Annotated in this window: 19 protein-coding genes; 12 read left to right on the top strand and 7 right to left on the bottom strand. The window is 74.4% G+C overall.

The features are described 5' to 3' along the window. Nucleotides 1-148 precede the first annotated feature (148 nt). A complete protein-coding gene (locus ACRYM0_RS10635; RefSeq protein WP_432504855.1) occupies nt 149-1,591 on the bottom strand; it encodes a dihydrolipoyl dehydrogenase family protein in 1,443 nt (480 codons plus the stop codon). A 61-nt stretch (nt 1,592-1,652) separates the two neighbouring features. Here ACRYM0_RS10635 and ACRYM0_RS10630 point away from each other — a divergent pair, with 61 nt between their 5' ends. Then, nucleotides 1,653-2,807: a glutamate--cysteine ligase gene (locus ACRYM0_RS10630; protein ID WP_432504853.1), complete on the top strand. Its 1,155-nt coding sequence runs from the start codon at nt 1,653-1,655 to the stop codon at nt 2,805-2,807. 49 nt (nt 2,808-2,856) lie between these two features. On the opposite strand, the gene ACRYM0_RS10625 is transcribed toward ACRYM0_RS10630, so the two are convergent. From ACRYM0_RS10625 to ald, 3 genes are all read right to left on the bottom strand, one after another. Next, entirely contained in the window at nt 2,857-4,485 is a 1,629-nt protein-coding gene (locus tag ACRYM0_RS10625) for a methyl-accepting chemotaxis protein (RefSeq protein WP_432504851.1), read from the bottom strand. A 101-nt stretch (nt 4,486-4,586) separates the two neighbouring features. Beyond that, complete coding sequence (locus tag ACRYM0_RS10620) at nt 4,587-6,086, bottom strand: GGDEF domain-containing protein (RefSeq protein WP_432504849.1); 1,500 nt, start codon at nt 6,084-6,086, stop codon at nt 4,587-4,589. A 48-nt stretch (nt 6,087-6,134) separates the two neighbouring features. Next, a complete protein-coding gene (gene ald, locus ACRYM0_RS10615; RefSeq protein ID WP_432504861.1) occupies nt 6,135-7,253 on the bottom strand; it encodes an alanine dehydrogenase in 1,119 nt (372 codons plus the stop codon). A 98-nt stretch (nt 7,254-7,351) separates the two neighbouring features. On the opposite strand from ald, the gene ACRYM0_RS10610 reads away from it, so the two are divergent. The 3 genes from ACRYM0_RS10610 to ACRYM0_RS10600 all read left to right on the top strand — a co-directional run bounded on the left by ACRYM0_RS10610 (nt 7,352) and on the right by ACRYM0_RS10600 (nt 10,188). Next, entirely contained in the window at nt 7,352-7,864 is a 513-nt protein-coding gene (locus ACRYM0_RS10610) for an Lrp/AsnC family transcriptional regulator (protein WP_432504846.1), read from the top strand. A 46-nt stretch (nt 7,865-7,910) separates the two neighbouring features. Next, nucleotides 7,911-8,105, top strand: a complete 195-nt coding sequence (locus ACRYM0_RS10605) for a hypothetical protein (RefSeq protein WP_432504844.1) — start codon at nt 7,911-7,913, stop codon at nt 8,103-8,105. 301 nt (nt 8,106-8,406) lie between these two features. Then, a complete protein-coding gene (locus ACRYM0_RS10600; RefSeq protein ID WP_432504842.1) occupies nt 8,407-10,188 on the top strand; it encodes a tannase/feruloyl esterase family alpha/beta hydrolase in 1,782 nt (593 codons plus the stop codon). 368 nt (nt 10,189-10,556) lie between these two features. On the opposite strand, the gene ACRYM0_RS10595 is transcribed toward ACRYM0_RS10600, so the two are convergent. Beyond that, a complete protein-coding gene (locus ACRYM0_RS10595; RefSeq protein ID WP_432504839.1) occupies nt 10,557-11,255 on the bottom strand; it encodes an LrgB family protein in 699 nt (232 codons plus the stop codon). Beyond that, complete coding sequence (locus ACRYM0_RS10590) at nt 11,252-11,671, bottom strand: CidA/LrgA family protein (RefSeq protein ID WP_432504837.1); 420 nt, start codon at nt 11,669-11,671, stop codon at nt 11,252-11,254. Before ACRYM0_RS10590 ends, ACRYM0_RS10595 begins: the two co-directional genes overlap by 4 nt. A gap of 91 nt (nt 11,672-11,762) precedes the next feature. Here ACRYM0_RS10590 and ACRYM0_RS10585 point away from each other — a divergent pair, with 91 nt between their 5' ends. The 6 genes from ACRYM0_RS10585 to ACRYM0_RS10560 all read left to right on the top strand — a co-directional run bounded on the left by ACRYM0_RS10585 (nt 11,763) and on the right by ACRYM0_RS10560 (nt 17,222). Continuing rightward, on the top strand, nt 11,763-12,128 hold the full coding sequence (locus ACRYM0_RS10585; RefSeq protein WP_432504834.1) for a PadR family transcriptional regulator: 366 nt from the start codon (nt 11,763-11,765) through the stop codon (nt 12,126-12,128). Then, nucleotides 12,125-12,979: a hypothetical protein gene (locus ACRYM0_RS10580; RefSeq protein WP_432504833.1), complete on the top strand. Its 855-nt coding sequence runs from the start codon at nt 12,125-12,127 to the stop codon at nt 12,977-12,979. Before ACRYM0_RS10585 ends, ACRYM0_RS10580 begins: the two co-directional genes overlap by 4 nt. Nucleotides 12,980-13,104: 125 nt before the next feature. Then, nucleotides 13,105-14,358, top strand: a complete 1,254-nt coding sequence (locus ACRYM0_RS10575; protein ID WP_432504830.1) for an MFS transporter — start codon at nt 13,105-13,107, stop codon at nt 14,356-14,358. 182 nt (nt 14,359-14,540) lie between these two features. After that, on the top strand, nt 14,541-15,101 hold the full coding sequence (locus ACRYM0_RS10570) for a pyridoxamine 5'-phosphate oxidase family protein (RefSeq protein ID WP_432504828.1): 561 nt from the start codon (nt 14,541-14,543) through the stop codon (nt 15,099-15,101). Between the two features lie 891 nt (nt 15,102-15,992). After that, the gene (locus tag ACRYM0_RS10565; protein ID WP_432504859.1) at nt 15,993-16,742 is read left to right on the top strand and encodes a hypothetical protein; all 750 of its coding nucleotides are present in this window, start codon (nt 15,993-15,995) and stop codon (nt 16,740-16,742) included. A 126-nt stretch (nt 16,743-16,868) separates the two neighbouring features. After that, nucleotides 16,869-17,222 (top strand): HD domain-containing protein, encoded by a 354-nt coding sequence (locus tag ACRYM0_RS10560; protein WP_432504826.1) that lies wholly within the window; start codon nt 16,869-16,871, stop codon nt 17,220-17,222. A gap of 57 nt (nt 17,223-17,279) precedes the next feature. Here the strand turns inward: ACRYM0_RS10560 and ACRYM0_RS10555 are convergent, their stop codons facing one another. Continuing rightward, nucleotides 17,280-17,504 (bottom strand): hypothetical protein, encoded by a 225-nt coding sequence (locus ACRYM0_RS10555; RefSeq protein WP_432504824.1) that lies wholly within the window; start codon nt 17,502-17,504, stop codon nt 17,280-17,282. A 489-nt stretch (nt 17,505-17,993) separates the two neighbouring features. Here ACRYM0_RS10555 and ACRYM0_RS10550 point away from each other — a divergent pair, with 489 nt between their 5' ends. Continuing rightward, nucleotides 17,994-18,791: a phosphotransferase enzyme family protein gene (locus tag ACRYM0_RS10550; protein ID WP_432504822.1), complete on the top strand. Its 798-nt coding sequence runs from the start codon at nt 17,994-17,996 to the stop codon at nt 18,789-18,791. A 30-nt stretch (nt 18,792-18,821) separates the two neighbouring features. Next, nucleotides 18,822-19,529 (top strand): maleylpyruvate isomerase family mycothiol-dependent enzyme, encoded by a 708-nt coding sequence (locus ACRYM0_RS10545; RefSeq protein WP_432504819.1) that lies wholly within the window; start codon nt 18,822-18,824, stop codon nt 19,527-19,529. Nucleotides 19,530-19,639 lie beyond the last annotated feature (110 nt).

The raw sequence follows: 19,639 nt of genomic DNA, 5'->3' as shown, positions 1-19,639 counted from the left end.
CCCCCCCCCCCCCCCCCCCCCCCCCCCCCCCCCCCCCCCCCCCCCCCCCCCCCCCCCCCCCCCCCCCCCCCCCCCCCCCCCCCCCCCCCCCCCCCCCCCCCCCCCCCCCCCCCCCCCCCCCCGGGGGTGGGGGGCTGGGAGGGGCGGGTCAGAGGCCGTAGGTCTCCAGCAGGCGCAGCCACACCTCGCTGACGGTGGGGTAGCTGGGCACGGCGTGCCACAGCCGCTCCAGCGGCACCTCCCCCACGACCGCCACCGTCGCCGAGTGCAGCAGTTCCGCGACGCCCTGGCCGACGAACGTGGCGCCCACCACGACGCGCCGCCGCTCGTCCACGACGAGTCGGGCCCTGCCGGTGTACCCGTCGGCGAGCAGGGAGGCGCCGGCGACGTCGCTGATCGCGTAGTCCACGACCCGCACGTCCAGGCCCTGCTCGCGGGCCTCGCCGGAACGCAGGCCCACCGAGGCCACCTCCGGGTCGGTGAACGTCACCTGGGGGGTCGCCACGCGGGTGGCGGTGGCGGCGTACCGGGACCAGGCGGGCGCCTCGCGGCCCAGCTCGCCGCGGGCGCGGGCGGCGATCGCGTCACCCACGACGCGCGCCTCGTACTTGCCCTGGTGGGTCAGCTGCACCCGCCCCGAGACGTCGCCCACGGCGTGCAGCCACTCGCCCTCCACCCCGGCGACGAGACCGGTGTCGTCCACGTCCAGGCCGCCGCCGTCGGTCAGCCCGACGCTCTCCAGCCCGATCCCCTCGGTGGCGGGCCGGCGGCCGGTGGCCACCAGCAGCTCGTCGGCGAGCACGGTGGACCCGTCCCCCAGCGTCACGGCGACCTCCCCGCCCCCCTCCGCGGTGACGGCGCGCGAGACCGACGCCGGTGAGGCGCCCAGGCGCACGTCCACCCCGTCGGCGCGCAGCGCGTCGGCGACGAGCTCCCCGGCGAAGTCCTCCTCCTTGCCCAGCAGCCGCGAACGCACCAGCAGCGTCACCCGTGAGCCCAGGCGGGCGTACGCCTGCGCCAGCTCCACCGCGACGGTGCCGCCGCCGACGACGGCCAGCCGGTCGGGGACCTCGTCGGCGCTGGTGGCCTCCCGGCTCGTCCACGGGTTCGCCGCCGCCAGGCCCGGCACGTCCGGCAGCACCGGCACCGAACCGGTCGCCAGCACCACCGCCCGGCGGGCGGTCAGGACGGTGGTGCCGCCCTCGCCGGCGACCTCCACGCGGCGCGGTCCGGTCAGCCGGGCGCGCCCGCGCACCAGGCCCAGCCCGGCGGAGTCCAGCCACCGCACCTGCGAGGAGTCGTCCCAGCCGCTGGTGAAGCTCGTGCGCCGGCGCAGCACCGCCGCGGTGTCCAGGCCACCGGTGACGGCTCCCGCGGCCCCCGGCAGGCGCCGCGCGGCGGCCAGCGCGTGCCCGGGCAGCAGCAGCGCCTTGCTGGGCATGCACGCCCAGTAGGAGCACTCGCCCCCCACCAGCTCGTCCTCGACGACCACGACCTCCAGCCCGGTGCGCCCGGCCCGGTCGGCGACGTTTTCACCCACCGCCCCGGCCCCGATGACGACGACGTCGGTCTCCCGTTCCCGTGTGCTCACGACCGGGACGGTACGCAGCCAGCGGCGCGCGCACCACGGGCGGTTGTGGTGTGATCGAGCGGTGGGACGGGCGACGCGGATCGACTTCAACGCCTCACCGCGCCCCACGCTGGGCGTGGAGTGGGAGGTGGTGCTCGTCGACCGCCGCACCCGCGACCTGGCGTCGGCGGCCGCGGAGGTGATGGAGGCCGTGGACCTGCCCGGGCACGAGAGCGGTCCACGGGTCACCAAGGAACTGCTGCGCAACACCCTGGAGATCGTCACCGGGGTGTGCGACACCGTCGCTGAGGCCGCCGAGGACCTGTCGACGTCGCTGACGGCGATCCGCCGCGTGACCGACGCGATGGGCCTGGACGTCGTGTGCTCCGGCACCCACCCGTTCGGCGTGTTCGACAACCAGCTGGTCTCCGACGACCCGCGGTACGTCGAACTCCTGGAACGCACCCAGTGGTGGGGGCGGCAGCTGCTGATCTGGGGCGTGCACGTCCACGTCGGCGTGGACTCCGTGCACAAGGTCCTGCCGATCCTGAACTCCCTGCTGAACCACTACCCGCACCTGCAGGCGCTGTCGGCGTCCTCGCCGTACTGGGCCGGCCACGACACCGGGTTCGCCAGCAACCGCTCGCAGATGTTCCAGCAGCTGCCCACCGCCGGGCTGCCGTTCCAGTTCGGGGCGTGGAGCGAGTTCGAGGGGTACGTCGACGACATGCTCGTCACCGGCGTCATCGACGGCCTGTCCGACGTGCGCTGGGACGTCCGGCCCTCCCCGAGGCTGGGCACCATCGAGGTCCGGGTGTGCGACGGGACGCCCACGCTGTGGGAGCTGCGGGCGCTGACCGCGCTCGTGCACTGCCTGGTCGTGCACCTGGACGCGGAGCTGGAGGCGGGCCGGGAACTGCCGACGTTGCCGCCGTGGCACGTGCAGGAGAACAAGTGGCGCTCGGCGCGCTACGGCCTGGACGCCGAGATCATCGTGGACGCCGCCGGCCGCGAGCGCCTCGTCACCGACGACCTGGACGACTGGCTGACCCGGCTGGAACCGGTGGCGCGCCGGCTGCGCTGCGAGGACGACCTGCGGCTGGTTGAGCGCATCCCGCGCCGCGGAGCCAGCTACCAGCGCCAGCGGGCGGCGTTCGCGGCGGCGCAGCGCGCGGGTTCGGAACGGCCGCTGGTGGACGTCGTGGACTCCCTCGTGGTGGAGATGCGCGAGGACTGAGGCCCCCGGCGGCCGGGGGCCTCAGCAGCGGGCGTTCAGCACCGCGCCCTCAGCACCGGAAGGTGCCGACGAGCTGCTCGAGCCGGGCGGCGGTGCGGGAGACGTCCGCCGCGGTGGTCTCGGTGAGCTCGGCGCTGGTGCTGGTCTGCGCGGCGGCCGCGGCGATGCCGGCGATGTTCGCGGCGATCTCCTGCGAGCCGGAGGACACCTCCCCCACGTTGCGGACCATCTCCGCGGTCGTCGCGGACTGCTCCTCCACCGCCGCGGCGATGGTGGCCTGCAGCCCGTCGATGCGGGCGATGACCTCGCTGATGCCGCTGATCGCGCTGGCCGCGGCCGCCGCGTCGGTCTGGGTCGCGCCCACCCGGCCGGTGATCTCCTCGGTGGCCCGGGCGGTCTGCTGGGCCAGTTCCTTCACCTCGCCGGCCACGACGGCGAAGCCCTTGCCCATCTCCCCGGCGCGGGCGGCCTCGATGGTGGCGTTCAGGGCCAGCAGGTTCGTCTGCTCGGCGATGGAGGTGATGAGCTTGACGACGTCGCCGATCTCGCGGGAGGAGGCCGAGAGGCGTTCCAGGATCGCGGAGGCGTCGGCGGCGCTGCTGACGGCGGCGGAGGCGACGGAGGAGGCCTCGGCGGTGGAGGAGGCGATCTCGCGGATCGCCGCGCTCATCTCGTCGCCGGCGGCGGCGACGGTGGAGATGGAGGTGCTGATCTCCTCGGTGGCCGCGGAGACCACCTGCGACTGGCCCGCTGACTCCTGGGCACCGGAGGACAGCTGACCGGCGACGACGGTGAGCTCCTCCGACGCGGCGGCCAGCGACGTCGCGTCGTCGCCGATCGAGCGCACGACCCCGGCGAGCCTGTCGATGGAGACGTTGGTGGCCGCGGCGAGCCGGCCGACCTCGTCACCGCTGTGGTGGTCCACGCGCTGGTCCAGGCGCCCCTCGGCCAGGCCCTCGATGACCACGACCGTCTTGGCCAGGGCCCGCGACAGCGACCGGGCGATGAGCACGGCGAGGGTCACCGCGGCGGCGAGGCCGACGAGGATCGCGACCACCAGGGAGTTGCGCCCGGACAGGTGGACGGCCTCCGCCTCCTCGGCCGCGGCGGCGGCCTGGGCGTTCTCCATCTCGTCCAGGGCGCTCAGGGCGGCGCTGACCTCCTCGAAGGCCGGGTCGAGCAGGTCGTGCTCGACCTGCACGACGCGGGCGGTGTCGCCCGCCGCGATGGCGGGCAGCATCTCGCCCTCCAGCGCCTCGCGGAACGCCGCGTAGGCGTCCTCGAACGCGGCGCGGGCCCGCTCCTCCTCCGCGGTGCCCTCGAGGAGGGTGTAGGCGCTCCAGGACTCGTCCGCGTCCTCGAGGAGGTCGTCGATCTCCTGCTCGCGCTGCGCCCGGGTGGTGGCGTCGAGGGCGAGCGCCTCCTCCAGGACGACGCTGCGCAGGTCGTTGACGTCGCCGTCGATGTCCGCGAGCTGCGTGGCGGGCACGAGGTTGCGCTCGTAGATGCCGCCACCGGCGTCGTCCACCTGCGCCAGCGCGCTGACGCCGACGGCGCCGGACACGCCCATGGCGACCCCCGCCGCGGCCACCGCGGTGAGCACCTTGGTCGCGACCGGCAGGTCCGCGAACCTGCCCCGCACGCCCCTGCGCCCCTGACCGTCCCCAGTGCCCACCATGACGACTCCACTCCTCGGTGCTCCAGCCGCCGCTCACTCGACGACGTCGCACCGGGGTGATCGGCACGCGGACCGGGGAGGTCCAGTGTTCAACGCCTCCCTCACCCGAACGGGTCACGACGACGGGCCGGGCGGGGCCGGGCGAGCGGGTCCGGCAGGAGTGGGCGGGCCGTCTCCGCGGCGAGGAGCACGCGCGCCCGGCCGGCGGCCTTGGCCCGGTACAGCGCCTCGTCGGCACGGGCCGTCAGCTCGGCACCGCTCTCGGCCCCGTCCCACCGGGCCACGCCGGCGGAGAACGTCTGCCCCGCGGGCGTCGCCGGGCCCAGGCGCTCGACCAGCGGCCGAGCGCGGTCCAGGTCGTACCCGGGCAGCAGGACGGTGAACTCCTCCCCGCCCCAGCGCACCAGCACCGCGCCGCTGCCGTCCAGCTCCCGGCCCCACGCCGCCGACGCCTGCAGGAGGAGCCGGTCACCGGCCTGGTGGCCGAAGGTGTCGTTGAAGGACTTGAAGCGGTCCAGGTCCAGGACCGCCAGGCACAGCGGGGTGCCGTCCTCGCGGGCGCGCTCCTGCATCCGCGCCAGCTCGGCGTCGCCGCTGCGCCGGTTGGCCAGCCCGGTCAGGGCGTCCGTGCGGGCCAGCGCGGTCAGCTGCACCGCCTGGCTCTGCAGGTGGGCGACGAGACCGGACATGCGCCAGACGACGAGCAGGAACAGCGCCACCGAGCTGCACGCCACGGCCCACCCGGTCAGGCGCAGCCCCAGCGCGAGCTGGAGCATCAGGGTCACCGGGGACAGCAGGCTGGCCGCGGTCAGCGCCACCAGCCTGCCGCGCCCGACGGTGACACCGGTGGGGGGCTGCCGGTCGGTCATCCGGCGCATCGAGGGGTGCAGCGCCGCGGCCCCGTAGCAGGTGTAGGCCGCCAGCCACACCCCGTCCAGCACGCGCTCGCCGTCACCGCCGTTCAGCGAGAGCAGCTGGAAGGCGCAGTCCGCGAGCAGGGTCAGACCCGCCGCGGCCGCCAGCAGCGCGAACGACGCGTTGCGCGCCCCGCGGGTGGTGAGCAGGCGCACCAGCAGGGCCAGCAGCAGCACGTCACCGACCGGGTAGGCGGCGGCCACCACCCGGGCGGTCGGCGTCGCCTGGACGTCGCCGAGCGCGGGCTGCACCAGGAAGACCCACATCAGCAGGCCGAACCCGACGGTGAAGATGGCGCTGTCGATCAGGCCGTCCCGGTCGCGCCCGCCGCCGCGGGCGCGGACGAACCGCCAAGCGCCCCAGGCCAGCAACGGGTAGGTGATCAGGTAGAAGACGTCGGCGACGGACGGGAACGGGTTCCGGTGGAGCACCTCGGCCACGACGACCCACGCCAGGTCCCCCGCCGCCCAGGACGCCACGCCTGCCGCCAAGCACCACCACGCGCCGGCGTGCCGCGGCCGGTGCCGGCGGACCCCCACCACCACGGCTGCGACCCCGCCCCAGGAGACGAGGGCGTACACGCCGTCGCGGACCGCGCCCGCGGGCAGCAGCACGCACCCCAGCGCGGCCACCGCGCCGGCGGCGAGCAGCGCGCGCCAGGGCGGGCGGAGGCCGGCGGGTCGCACGCCGGTGCATCGACGCCTCCCCGCACCGGCTTGACCCCCCGGCCCGGCTCAGCCCGCGAGGACCTGCGCGACGGGGACGGACGGCAGGCCGTGCGCGGCGGCGACCTCCGCGCTGGTCAACTGCCCGGCGTGGGCGGACAGCCCGTGCGCCAAGGCCTCGTCCGCGGTCAGCGCCGCGCGCCAGCCGGAGTCCGCCAGGCGCACCACGTACGGCAGGGTCGCGTTCGTCAGGGCGTGGGTGGAGGTGTGCGGGACGGCACCGGGCATGTTCGCCACGCAGTAGAACACCGAGCCGTGCACGGTGAACGTCGGCTCGTCGTGCGTGGTGGGCCGGGTGGACTCGAAGCAGCCGCCCTGGTCGACGGCGATGTCCACCAGCACCGACCCGGGGCGCATCTGCGCCACCAGTTCGTCGCCGACCAGTTTCGGCGCGCGGGCGCCGGGCACCAGGACGGCGCCGATCACCAGGTCGGCGCTGCGCACGGCGCGCGCCAGCTCGAAGGCGTTGGAGGTGGTGGTGCGCACCGCCCCGCCGAAGCGGGCGTCGACCTCGCGCAGCTTGGGGATCGACAGGTCCAGGACCGTCACCTCCGCGCCCATGCCCAGGGCGATCCGCGCGGCGTTCTGCCCGGAGACCCCCGCGCCGATCACCACGACGTCCGCTCCCCGCACGCCGGGCACCCCGCCCATCAGGACGCCGCGGCCGCCGCCGGCGTTCATCAGGTGGTACGCGCCGACCTGCGGAGCGAGCCGGCCGGCGACCTCGCTCATCGGCGCCAGGAGGGGCAGCGAGCGGTCGGGCAGCTGCACGGTCTCGTAGGCGATCGCGGTGGTGCCCGAAGCCAGCAGCGCCTCGGTGCAGGAGCGCGAAGCCGCCAGGTGCAGGTAGGTGAACAGCACCTGCCCCTCGCGCAACCGGTGGTGCTCGGGCTCGATCGGCTCCTTGACCTTCAGCAGCAGCTCGGCCTCCCCCCACACCTCCTCCACGTCCGCGACGACCTTCGCGCCGGCCGCCTCGAACTCGGCGTCCGGCAGGGAGCTGCCCTCCCCCGCGCCCGCCTCCACCAGGACCTCGTGGCCGTGACCGACCAGTTCGTGGACGCCCGCGGGCGTCAGCGCCACGCGGTGCTCGCGGTTCTTCACCTCGCGGGGAACGCCGATGCGCACTTCGAACCTCCGGGTCAGGGGCGTGACGGTCCTCACCAGGGTGAAGATGTGCTGAGCGGACGGCAAGGAGATCGAAGGTCGTTCGGTACGGTTCGGAGATGACGACGGGTCCTCCAGAAGGCGGTGCAGAGCGGGCTGTCCCGCCGAAGAACGTTCGACCGGCCGTGGACGCGGTCGACCGCGCGATCCTGCACGTCCTGGCCGAGGACGCGCGGATCACCAACGCCGCCCTCGCCCAGCGGGTCGGCATCGCCCCCTCCACCTGCCTGCTGCGGGTGCGCGCCCTGCGCGCCTCCGGCGTCATCCGCGGTTTCCACGCCGACGTCGACCCCGACGCCCTCGGCCTGCACCTGCAGGCGATGATCGCCGTCAGGCTCGCCGCCCACGCCCGCGGCAGCATGGGTCCCTTCGTGGCCCGCATCCGCCGCCAGCCCGAGGTCCTCGACGTGTACTTCGTGGCCGGCGCCAACGACTACCTCCTGCACGTCGCGGTCACCAGCACCGGCGCCCTGCGCGAGTTCGTCGCCGAGCACCTCTCCCGCGACCAGGACGTCGCCCTGACCGAGACCAGCCTGATCTTCGAGCACACCCGCGCCGCCGGGCGCTCGTGACGCTCCTGCGGGTGCGGGGCCGCCCCGCGGTGCCTAGCGTCGGGGCATGAGCCAGCAGAACGACGAACCGACCCTGGACAACGTGATCGAGCCGGAGATCGCCGCCCCGCGCGACCGGCAGGAGCACGGCAAGATGCCGGCGCGGCCGAACGACGACGAGCTGGAGATGCGCGTCGAGCACGAGCGCCGTGAACTCGGCCTCACCGAGGAGCCGGACGAGATCCCGCCCGCGACGGACTGAGCGGTCCCACCGAGGACCTGCGCTCCGCGCCTCCCCCGCACGCGGCGGCCCGGTCCCCGGCCGGGGGGTGGGGTTGTCGGCGCCCGGCACCCCCACCCCCCGAACCCGTCCCCGGATCGTCGACGAAAATGTTGACAATCCTGCTGAGTCGCTGAGAGCCTTCCGGCGCGCACAGGGGAGTGCACAGCGTCACGAGACCTCCACGGTTCCGGTGCGCCCGCCCCGTGCACGCAGCACGGCGGGCACGGCGACGCGGGAACCCCGCACCGGTCCGCCGCAGGTCCCCGACGAGGAGGTCACCATGCGGATCACAGCGGGACGACCGCGATCCACCCCCGGACGACGTCCCCGGGCGCTCGCCGGCACCGTCATCGCCGCCCTGGCGGTGATGACCACCGCCGGTGCGCCGGCCGTCGCAGCACCCACCGGCACCACCGACGCCGCCACCACCGGCGGCGACGGGCTCGCGAACCTGCGAGCCGTCGCCCCCGTCCTGGACTGCTCGGCCGTGACCGGTCTGGACCTCAGCGGAGCCACCGACGCGGCCGTCACCATCGAGTCCGCCACCGTCGTCACCACCGACACCCCGGCGCCGTACTGCGCCGTCGAAGGCACCATCGCCCCCGCGAACACCTTCGTCGTGCACCTGCCCGTCCAGGGCTGGACCCAGCGCTACCTGCAGACCGGGTGCGGCGGCCTGTGCGGCTCCGCCGAGATCAACCCCGGCCAGGCCGCCGGGTGCGAGCCCGTCACCGACGGCACCATCGCCACCGCCACCACCGACATGGGGCACCAGGGCCAGTCGGACGGCTCCTGGGCCGCCGGGAACCCGCAGGCGCAGATCGACTTCGCCTACCGCGGGGTGCACGCGACCGCGCAGGTCGCCAAGGCGCTCATCACCCGCTTCTACGGCCGGCCCCCCGTCTTCAGCTACTTCACCGGCTGCTCCGACGGTGGCCGTGAGGCGCTCATGGAGGCCCAGCGCTACCCCGAAGACTTCGACGGCATCGCCGCCGGGGCGCCCGCGAGCAACATGGCCGTGCAGAACACCTTCCACCACGCGTGGAACGTGCTCGCCAACCAGGACGAGAACGGCGAGCCCGTCCTGCTGGCCGGGAAGCTGCCGCTGATCCACGCGGCCGTCGTGGGCAGGTGCGACGACCTCGACGGGCTGGTCGACGGGCTCCTCGCAGACCCGCGCCGCTGCGACTTCGACCCGGCCACCCTGGTCTGCGCCACCGATCAGGACCCCGCCACGTGCCTGTCGGCCGAGGAGGCAGACGTCGTCCGCCGCCTGCACGACGGCGCCACCACCGCCGACGGGGTGCGCCTGGAGCAGGCGATCTCCCACGAGTGGGGTTCCGAGCTCGACTGGACCCTGTTCGTGCCCGCCGCACCGGGTGAGACCACGTTCAGCGAGCAGATCGCACTGTCCTACCTGCGTCACCTCGCGCACCCGAACGACCCCGACCCCGACTACCAGCTCTCCGACCTCGAACTCACCGAGGCGTCGTTCTGGGAGGCCGTGCAGTCGTCCACCTACATGGCCGCCCTCGACCCGGACCTCACCCGCTTCGAGCAGAACGGCGGGAAGCTGCTGCTGTGGCACGGCTGGTCCGACCAGCACATCAGTCCCCAGGCGACGCTGCAGTACTACGACACCGTGCGCAGCACCATGGGCGCCGAGGTGACCGAGGACTTCGCGAAGCTGTACCTCTTCCCCGGCCTGGCGCACTGCTCCGGCGGCCTCGGGCCGGACACCTTCGACGTGCTCACCCCCGTGATGGCCTGGGTGGAGACCCGCACCGCCCCGGGCGAGAGCATCGCCTCGAAGGTGCAGGAGGACGGCACCGTGACCCGCACCCGGCCCGTCTACCCGTACCCGGCGGTGGCGCGCTACGACGGTTCCGGCAGCCCCGACGACGCCGCGAACTTCACCTCCTCCACGCCCGCCGGTGAACCCGCCGTCGGGTACGAGTGGCTCGGCCAGGGGCTGTACTCCTCCGGCTACCAGGCGACGTGCCGGGTCGTCGACGGCCAGCTGGTCTGCGACCCGCGGCAGCTCGTGCTGCCTCCGGCCTGACCGCGTCGGGGGAACCGATCACGGCACCGTGACCGGCCCCTCCTCCGGGGAACCCTCCCGGAGGAGGGGCCGGTCACGGTGCCGGGTCGCCCACGACGCCGGGGTCGGTGTCCCAGCAGCACGGCACCCCCACCACCTTCACCTCCACCGTTCGTCCGGGAGAACCCCACCCCGCGCCCGGGCGAGCTGCGAGAGGTTCCCGGGTGCTGCGGTGGACGGCGTCCGGAGCTCGCGCCGAACGCGACGGGAGACGAACGCACCGGCGACGGCGCGAGCGGAGAGCCGACCGCCGCAGCAGCCGGGGACCGCACCACGGCGACCACGGGAACGCACCCGGGCGACCGCGGGAACCCGAGGCAGAGGCGGTTTCAGCCGGTGAACGCGTGCGCCACGACCGGCAGCACCACCGTCATGAGCAGCGCGTTCAGCACCATCGCCGCGCTGGACCACCCGCCGGCGACGTGGGAGTGCGCCAGGGCCCGCGCGGTGCCGATCCCGTGGGAGACGGCCCCGATGGCGAAACCCCGGGCCCGGCCGTCGTCGACGCGGACGCGGTCCAGGAGCCACGGCCCGACGGTGGCACCCAGCACCCCGGAGACGAGGGTGAGCACGACGGCGAGGGTGGTGTTCGCGCCGATGGTCGCGCCGACGGTGACGGCGACGGGCGTGGTGACCGAGCGCGGCAGCGCGGTCAGCAGGATCTCGTCGGAGACGCCGAAGGCGACGAGGGAGCCGACGGTGACGGCGACGCTGACGGTGCCGGTGACCAGCAGGGTGACGAGGACGGCGGCGCGGTCGGCGAGCAGCGCCGCGCCCGAGCGCAGCAGCGGCAGGGCCAGCGCCACGGTGGCGGGGCCGAGCAGCAGGGTCAGGACGGAGACGGAGGCGAGGTACTCGTCGTAGCCGATGCCGAGCAGTTCCAGCGCGACGGTGACGGCGATCATCGCCACGAGGACGGGGGCGAGCAGGGCGGGCCGGCCCAGGCGGCGGTGCAGGGCGTCGGCGCCGAGGTAGGCGGCCAGCGTGAGGGCGAGCCCGAAGCCGGGGGCGTGGACGAGGGCGTTCACGGCGCCGCCGGTGCGGTGGTGCGGCGCCGCAGCAGCGCCTGCAGGAGGACGCCCGCCACGACGAGCCCGGCGGCGAAGGAGCCGACGACGGAGACGGCGAGGGGTGCGGCGTTCTCCGCGAGGGCGCTCAGCTGGGTGAGGGCCCCCACGCCCGGTGGGATGAACAGCAGCTGCAGGTGCCGCAGGAGCGGGTCGGCCGCGGGCTGGGCGCGGGCGACGAGTCCGCGGTGGCGGGCGCCGACGGCGAGGAGGACGACGAGGCCGACGACGGCGCCGGGCACGGGCAGGCCGGTGAGGTCGACCAGGAGCGTGCCGAGCAGTTGCAGGCCGAGCAGCAGGGCGAGCGCGGCGAGGGCCGCCGGCACGTGCCGGCCCCAGCCGAGGTGCTGCGGGGGGTTTTCACCGGGTGCGTCCACCGGGTCAGGGTGCCAGGACTCCGGACGGGCGACGGCACCGTCCGACGAAAGTAGGTTGCCTCGCCATCTAGGTGGCGTCACCATCGTGTTCGTGACCACCACCGGGGACTCCCCCGCCTGGCCGGCCCAGTGGCTGCGCGGCGTGCTCGACCTCGCCGTCCTGGCCGTCGTCGCACGCGGCGAGACGTACGGGTACCGCATCGGCGCCGACCTGGCCGCACTGGGGCTCGGCGCCGTCAAGGGCGGCACCCTCTACCCGCTGCTGGCCCGCCTGGAGGACGCCGGCGACGTCACCTCCACCTGGCGCGAGGGCGAGTCCGGCCCGGGCCGCAAGTGGTACGCGATCACCCCGGCCGGAGCTCGCCGGCTGTCCGAGGAGGGCGCGCAGTGGCGCACCTTCGCCCACCTGACCAGCGACCTCGTCCACGAGGTCCCCACCGCCGGAGGCACCCGATGACGAACTCCCCCCACGGCACCCCGGCGCTCGGCCGCACCGCGGAACGCTGGTGCGAGGACCTGGTGATCGCGCTGCGGCTGCGCGACGTGCCGGGCGGGCGCATCGGCGCCGTCCTCGCGGAGGTCCGCGCCCACCTGGCCGACAGCGGCGAGGACCCCGCCGAGGCGTTCGGAGAACCCGGCGAGTACGCCGCCGCCCTGGCCGCCGCCCCGGCACCCACCCGGCGTGAGCGCGCCCTGGAGTTCGCGCGCAGGCTCGCGCTCGTCACGGGGAGCTGGTGGGCCGTGGGCGGCGCCGGCGCCCTGCTCGGCGGTGGGGCTGCGCGCATCACCGCGCCCTCGCTGCTGGTGTGCGCGGTGGTGGCGTTCATCGGCCCCCGCCTCGTCGAGCGGCTGGCGACCGCTCGCGGCGCCGCGGGCCTCGCCCAGGCCGCCGGGGCCGGTGCCGCCACCTCCGTGCTGGCCATCGCGGCAGCGCTCGCGGACCACCGCACCGACGCCCTGTCCACCCCCGTGCCGGCGCTGGCGCTGCTGCTCCCCGGGCTGGTGCTGGCGTCGTGGGGCGCGCTGTCGGGCGGGTCCCTGCGCCCCGACCCGGTCGTGGACCCGCTCGCGAGCCCCGCAGCCGTGCGCCGGGAACGGCGCGACAGCGCCGCCCAGCTCGCCGTGGCGTGGGGTGCGGTGGTGCTGCTCGCCCTCGTCGCCGTGGCGATCGGCGCGCTGACGCCCACCCCCGCACCCGCGGCGGTGGGTCAGGAGGCGTCGTCCACCGCGGCCCGGGACCGGGGAACCGAGGAGATCGCGCGTTCGGGGACGGCCGCGGCGACGCCACGACTTCACGGACATGCTTGATGCGTGGGTGGTCGACCTTCCCGCTCCCGGTCCGTGCTGTCGCTGCCGTACTGGGTCAAGACCTCTTGCTCGGGGTGCCTGCTCGCACGGAGTGCCGGCGGGTCCACTCCAGTAGCGTCAGGTCGATGGCTCCCGTCCCAGGCTCCGGCCGGCGCCTGCGGGGCCGTCTGCTCTTGCTGTGCGGTGCCGTCCTGCTCGCCGTGACCGGCGAGATGCTGCCGGCGGGGCTGCTCGCGGTGATGGCCGACGACCTCGCGGTGAGCCGTTCCGCAGTGGCCGGCGTCGTCAGCGCCTACGCGGTCGTGGTCGCGGTCGCCGCCGTCCCCCTCACCGTCCTCACGGCCCGGTGGCCACGTCGTCGCCTCCTGCTGGGCTGCTTGGTCGGCTTCGCGGTGAGCAACGCGGCGATGGCGTCCTCGAGCGCGCTGCCCGCCCTGATCGCCGCGCGGACGCTGGGAGGGCTGACGCACGCGGTGCTGTTCTCGGTGGTCACCGGTTACGCCACCCGCCTGGCCCCGGCCCGCCTCACGGGCCGGGCGGTCTCCCTCGTCCTCGCGGGCGGCACCGTCGCCTTCGTCCTGGGCGTGCCCCTGGGCACCTGGCTGGGCAGCCTGCTGGGCTGGCGCACCGCCTTCGCGGCCCTCGCCGTCGCAGCGGTCCTGCTGGTGCTGGCCACCCCCCTCGTCCTGCCGGTGCTGCCCGCTCCACCAGCACCCGATCCGCCCGCGCCCACCCGGCGCGAAGGCGCCGGGCCCGCAGCCGCCGGGCCCGTGGAGCAGCGGCGGTACCGGGTCCGCTCCGGGCTCGGTGTGATCGCGGGGTTCGTCCTGCTGATCATGCTCGGCCACTCCACCCTCTACACCTACGTCTCCCCGGTCCTGCTGGACGCCGGCCTGACCCAGGCCGGCGTCGGCCCGGCGCTGCTCCTGTACGGCGCCGCCGGTCTGCTGGGGATCTGGGGCGCCGGCCGCCTCGCGGACCACCGACCCCGCGCGGGCCTCACCGGTTTCACCGCGGTGCTGCTGCTCGCCCTGGTGCTGCTGGCCGCGGTCGCGGGCCGCACGTGGGCGACGGTGCTCGTGCTACCGCTGTGGGGTGCGGCCTACGCCGGCATGCCGGGCTTCTTCATGAGCGCCGCGGTCCGCGCCTCGCGCACCTCACCCGACACCAGCGCGGCGGTCGTCAACGCCGCCAGCAACGCGGGCATCGCCCTCGGCGCCTTCGGCGGCGGGCAGGTCATCACCCGCGCGGGCGTGGACGCCCTTCCCCTCCTGGCGGCGGTCCCAGTGGCCCTGGCCCTCCTCGTCATCGCGGTGCGGCACCGTCCTGCCGACCCGTCGAAGCAGCAGGAGACCGAGGCCCCGGTCGCCGGTCGGTGAGGACGACGCGGGATCGACCGGTCACGTACCGCCCCGTCCTCGAGCGGTCGGAACCCCTTCGACCTCATGCATGGTCACGCCGTGTTCCGGGCGCGATTGTGTTTGGCGACTTCACGGTTCTGTCGACGAGCGCTCACGTTCCTAGCCCAGCCGGGCCGTCTCCCCACGGCTAGGTTGAACTCGTGTCGCAGCACCGCCCGCTCACCCGGGCAACCGGAACACTCCTCGGTCTGGCCCTGCGCTCGGCCGCCCGTCGGCGCACCGACACCAACCCCGCGAACATCCTGGCTTCGGCGCGAGCGGTGATGTCAGGACGCACCTACTGCACCCTCATTACCAGCGGCGAGCAGGGCCCCTCGGCCCGTGTGGTCGAGCCCTTGGGCCCCGATGCGGACCTCGCGCTGCGGGTGGGAACCTCCACCACCTCTCGCAAGGCCCGTCAAGCAGCGTCCTCGCACTCGGCGCTACTGGCCTACGAGTCCCACCGCGACCGCGCCGGCGTCATCGCCCACTGCACCGCTGACCTGATCAGCGACCGGGCGCTGTGCTGGCAGTGGTTCTCACCCACCTGGCGGGCGTTCTGGCCGGCCGGCCCGGACGACAAGGACTTCATGCTCATCCGCTGCTTCCCCCACCTGCTGGAGGTGTGGGACGTGCGCCGCGGAGTGACACCAGAGCCGTTCGGGCTGCGCTCGGCGCGAATCCAGCGCGACGGTGACACCTGGGTTCCTGCGCACGAGTGAGCCGAGCTGGACTACTCGGCGCCACATCCCTCCCCGGATCGCGCCATGTGCGGATTTCCCGAGCCCGCGGGCACCGCGCGGAACGTCCGCACATGGCGCGTTGAGTGCGCGATCCTGAGCAGCCGTCGGCGTCCGCTCGTGTCGGTGACCACGCGGCCACACGTTGAGCGCCGCAACTGGTTCAGTGCTCCCGCAACGTCAACGTCAGCACCACCTCCGCACGCCGCACGCTGCCACGGGCGCTCCACTCGACAGGTGCCCTCACGGTGAAAGACGCCTGCCCGGCGAGGCTGCCGGGGATGTCCGGCCAGACCCACCACCCGTCGAACGGCCAGAGCAACCCCAATCGTCTGGATCACGGCACAGCGCATCCGGGCGCGGCTCCCACGCCTGGCCTCCCGAGGCGCTGTCGAGCACCAGAGCAGCCCCAGCCGACGTCACCCGCTGCGACAGCGTCCACACCAGGGCATAGCGGCTCGCCCCCGAGGGCCCCACGAAGTCCAAGCTCACCGGGAAGGGCGGCTCACGAAAGTCGTCCATCTCGTCCTGGTCGTGCTGCAGCACGTGGTCGGGAGTTGCCACCAACGCGACACGCGGCAGCGGCAGGTCAGCGCCGGTCCCTTGCATGCGCACGGATGCTCTGACGGAAAAGCGCGCTCTGCTGGCCATGCAGCACAGGCTGCCCGACAGGTCCGGCCCGTACCGATGCTGAACTTGCCCGGCAGAGCACACGGCCGGGACGTGTGCTCGCTTATGCCGCCCTCCGGGCGCGATCATGGTTGGCTGACTTCACGCCTATGTCGACGACCGCGCATCTCGTGAGCCGTACGGCCGCAGCACCTGCACGACGTGCGGGCCTGACCGCACGACACCGATCATGACCGGGTGAGCATGAGCCTGCGCACCGACACCGCACCAGCGGCCTGGCTCCGGGACGACCCTCAGCCCTGGAACCGGCTGGTCACCTCGGGGCCGGCCGGGTTCCCCACCTACGCGCGGCTGCGCTTCCTGCCCGACCCCACCGGCCCCGGCCAGAGCGAGAACGACGCCGGCGACTCACTCGTGCAGATCTCGGAGACCGAGCAGTTGCGCCGCGCACTCGACGTCCTGGCCGCGTTCACCACCACCCCGCACGAGTGCTTCTTCCTGCTGTGGGACGGCTGGGGCCTGCACCCCGCCGGTCCCAGCCACCCCGCGCACGACGATCGGGGCACCTGGCCGCGCCTGCCCGGCGGCCCGGGCACCGACAGCGGTCGGCGCCGCCTCGACGACAGCGCCCCGCTGCTGCAAGAACCCCCGGCCGGATTCGCGCCCGGACTGCAGCCGCGATCGGCGCATCCCGGGCCGTCACAGGAGCACCCGGCGCAGGTGCGCCTGCCGAACCGGGGCTACTACCTCTTCGCCGGCAGTACCGGCGACGTCGGCGATTGGGGCCCGGACCTGCCACTGGGGCCGAGCGGCCACGCCCCCGATCCGGCATTCGTCTGGCCCGCCGATCACGCCTGGTGCCTCGTGCGCGACGTCGACCCGCACTACGCCGGCATCGGTGCCGACCCGGCAGCCATCGACGCGCTCACCCAGCACTCCGGGCTCGACGTCGTCGCGGCTGATCCGGCGCAGGAGCAGCCCCACTACCGGTGATCTGGACTCGCAGACCCAGCCCCACACATCCGCTCATCCCGCCGACCGGTGCTTCGACCGTGACGGGCTGCAGGCGGGATCGACTCCAGGCACCGGAGTGCCGTGACCAAGTCGAGGAGTATGGACGTGCAGCCTGCAGCCGACACCTTGGGCCTGGGCGGCACTTGCACCGACCCGGTCCGGAAGGTCACCGTCACCCTCACCGCACTCGAGCGCGACCTCCTGCGCAGCTGGTGGGTACGCCGGCTGCAGTTCATCGCCCACGCCGGCGCCGCCGCCATGGTGACCACCCAGAACTACTCCCGCCTCGAGCACTCCCTCGGCGTGCTGGCCCTGGTCAGCCACTTCCACCCCGGCGACGTCCTGACCCGCGCCGGTGCGCTGCTGCACGACATCACCTCAGCGCGCCGCGCGTCGTGGGCGAACCGCCCGGTGCCCGCGCAGCGCGGGTCGCCGCCCGACTACCGCCTACGCCGATGAACTTCGTCATCCACCGAGCAGGGCAAGCGTCCTGACCACGGCAGAACCTGCACGGAGTCAACGCTCGAGGCGGTACCGGGCGCACCGTCGAGCTTGCGTCAGGAAGAAGACCGCCGCGGCGGTGAAGGCAGCGGCAGGCAGGTAGCCCAGGGTCTTCTCCCCGCTGAGGGCATCGACCCACGACGGCGCCGAAAGCGCCGAGAAGGCCACCGCCAAGGCGATCCACGTCCCCGGCCTCTGCGTCCAGGGCACCGTCTGCTGCGTGGCGTGTCGCTGCATCATGCGATCGACCCTGCCCGACGAGGCACCGAGCTCCGTCCTCCGATGGTCGCGGTGTCGATCAGCTCATGGATGACCGCAGGCGATCTGCCGGTCACGGCGCAGAGCGGGGTGCTCGCTCACGGCGCCGCCAGGGCGTGGCTCCGTGCCGGCACGCACGACGGCCGCCGGGTCGAAGGACCCGGCGGCCGTGGACGTGCTGGTCGATCCGGCAGTCGCCTCTCGGCGAGCGGCCGCTCGAAGCGGCTGAAGGTGAGGCCCGGGGACGTGCAGCGGAACGACCACCCCCTACAAGCACCACCACCGCACCGGCATTCCCTGAACGCCCCCGCTCTGCCAGCGCTCCACGCCGACTGCGGAGAACCCCGCACCGACGCCTCGCAGCGGCACGATCGACACCCGAGCGACCCCGCTCGTCCAGGGGATCGAGGACGTCGCCGAGGACGGGAAGTCAGTGGTCCTGGCGCTGTCACTCCGCTCAGGATGCCGTGCATGAGCGATCACGACGCCGGTGCGGCGATCGAGCAGGAAGAAGTGCTGGTGGGTGGCAACACGGGCGGCGCCGTGCGCGTCGGCAACACCGTCCGCCGCCGTGCCGGTGCCTGGAGCCCGACGATCCAGCGGTTCCTGCGGCACCTGAGGCAGCACGGCCTGCACTGGGTCCCCGAGCCCCTCGGTCGTGACCGGGACGGACGCGACAGCGTCTCCCACCTGGCCGGTGAGGTGCCGCAGTACCCGCTGCCGGAGTGGACCTGGAGCGAAGACGTCCTCATCGACGCGGCCGTGCACCTGGCCCAGCTGCACGCAGCCGGCGCCGACTTCGACACCACCGGCGCCACGTGGCAGCTTCCCGCCCACGAGCCGGTCGAGGTCGTCTGCCACAACGACTTCGCCCCCTACAACATGGTCTTCACCGGTGGTCGGCTCACGGGGGTCATCGACTGGGACACCGCCTCTCCCGGGCCGCGGGTCTGGGACCTGGCCTACCTCGCCTACCGGTTGGTGCCCCTGACCGACCCGGCCAACGGCGACGGCCTGCGCAACGGCACGACCCGGCGAGCCCGACGCCTGCGCCTGCTCTGCGACGCCTACAGCCGCGACCACGACCACCGCCTGGCCCCGGCAGACGTGCTCCCCACCGCCGTGCAGCGCCTGCACGACCTCGCCGGCTTCACGCAGACCCGCGCCGACGCCGGCCGAGGGGACCTGCGCAGCCACGCCGACCTCTACCGGCGAGACGCGGCGTGGATCACCGCCCACAGCGGGGCCCTGGACGGCACCGCCGACTGAGCCCGTCGCAGCAGCCGACACGACGCACCGATGACTCCCGCACGCCTGCCCGGTCCCACGACCATGAGCGCCGTGCCCTCGCCGCTGTCCCCCGCCCAGACCACCGCCGCCGTCGCCGGTGAACGACTGCGCCTGGCCGACTGGGCGGCGGCCCTGACCGAGCAGCAGTGGCAGACCCCCTCGCTGTGCCCGGCGTGGACGGTGCGCGACGTCCTGGCCCACCTGACCACCACCACCCGCCTGACCCTGCCCCTGCTGGCGCGCGAGGCGATCCGGGCCCGCGGCTCCTTCGACCGCATGGAGGTCGACCTGGCCGCTGCCCGAGCCCAGCGCTACAGCACCGCCGAGCTGCTGCAGCAGCTGCGCGCCAGCGCTGCCTCCAGCCGGCGCTTCCCCGGCAGCAGCCCCCTGGACCCCCTGATGGACCTGGTCGTCCACGCCCAGGACATCGCCCGACCCCTGCACCTGCCCTGCTCCTCACCCGCCCACGTCGTCACCGCCTGCTTGGAGCACGTGGTCGGCAACCGCTTCATGGGCGCGCCGAAGCGCGTGGCGGGGCTGCACCTGGTCTCCACCGACTCCGGCTGGACGCACGGCACCGGCAGCGGACGGGACGGCGGCGAGGTGCGCGGGCCCGACCTGGACCTGCTGCTGGCGATCTCCGGCCGCCGCGCCGGCCTGGACGCGCTGTCGGGCCCGGGCGTGGACGTCCTGCGCGAGCGACTGCAACCGGCGTGAACTCCTGGGCAGCACGCACGGTCCTGTCGCTGGCCACGCGCGATCACGGCTGAACGCGGCTCCGCGGTCCCGCCCCGTGCTGCCGGTCACCGGAACCGCGGTGACCACAC

It is taken from the genome of Kineococcus arenarius subsp. arenarius, assembly GCF_050871845.1.
Taxonomy (GTDB): Bacteria; Actinomycetota; Actinomycetes; order Actinomycetales; family Kineococcaceae; genus Kineococcus.
The sequence above is the reverse complement of the archived record's forward strand: the minus strand, read 5'-3'. Positions and strand labels throughout refer to the sequence as shown.

Bases quoted from the DNA above. Each gene is read 5' to 3' on its own strand.
- ACRYM0_RS10565 (WP_432504859.1), top strand. From the start codon at position 15,993: ATGAGCCTGCGCACCGACACCGCACCAGCGGCCTGGCTCCGGGACGAC.
- ACRYM0_RS10600 (WP_432504842.1), top strand. From the start codon at position 8,407: ATGCGGATCACAGCGGGACGACCGCGATCCACCCCCGGACGACGTCCC.
- ACRYM0_RS10625 (WP_432504851.1), bottom strand. From the start codon at position 4,485: ATGGTGGGCACTGGGGACGGTCAGGGGCGCAGGGGCGTGCGGGGCAGG.
- ACRYM0_RS10610 (WP_432504846.1), top strand. From the start codon at position 7,352: ATGACGACGGGTCCTCCAGAAGGCGGTGCAGAGCGGGCTGTCCCGCCG.
- ACRYM0_RS10605 (WP_432504844.1), top strand. From the start codon at position 7,911: ATGAGCCAGCAGAACGACGAACCGACCCTGGACAACGTGATCGAGCCG.
- ACRYM0_RS10580 (WP_432504833.1), top strand. From the start codon at position 12,125: ATGACGAACTCCCCCCACGGCACCCCGGCGCTCGGCCGCACCGCGGAA.
- ACRYM0_RS10545 (WP_432504819.1), top strand. From the start codon at position 18,822: ATGACTCCCGCACGCCTGCCCGGTCCCACGACCATGAGCGCCGTGCCC.
- ACRYM0_RS10575 (WP_432504830.1), top strand. From the start codon at position 13,105: ATGGCTCCCGTCCCAGGCTCCGGCCGGCGCCTGCGGGGCCGTCTGCTC.
- ACRYM0_RS10555 (WP_432504824.1), bottom strand. From the start codon at position 17,504: ATGATGCAGCGACACGCCACGCAGCAGACGGTGCCCTGGACGCAGAGG.
- ACRYM0_RS10550 (WP_432504822.1), top strand. From the start codon at position 17,994: ATGAGCGATCACGACGCCGGTGCGGCGATCGAGCAGGAAGAAGTGCTG.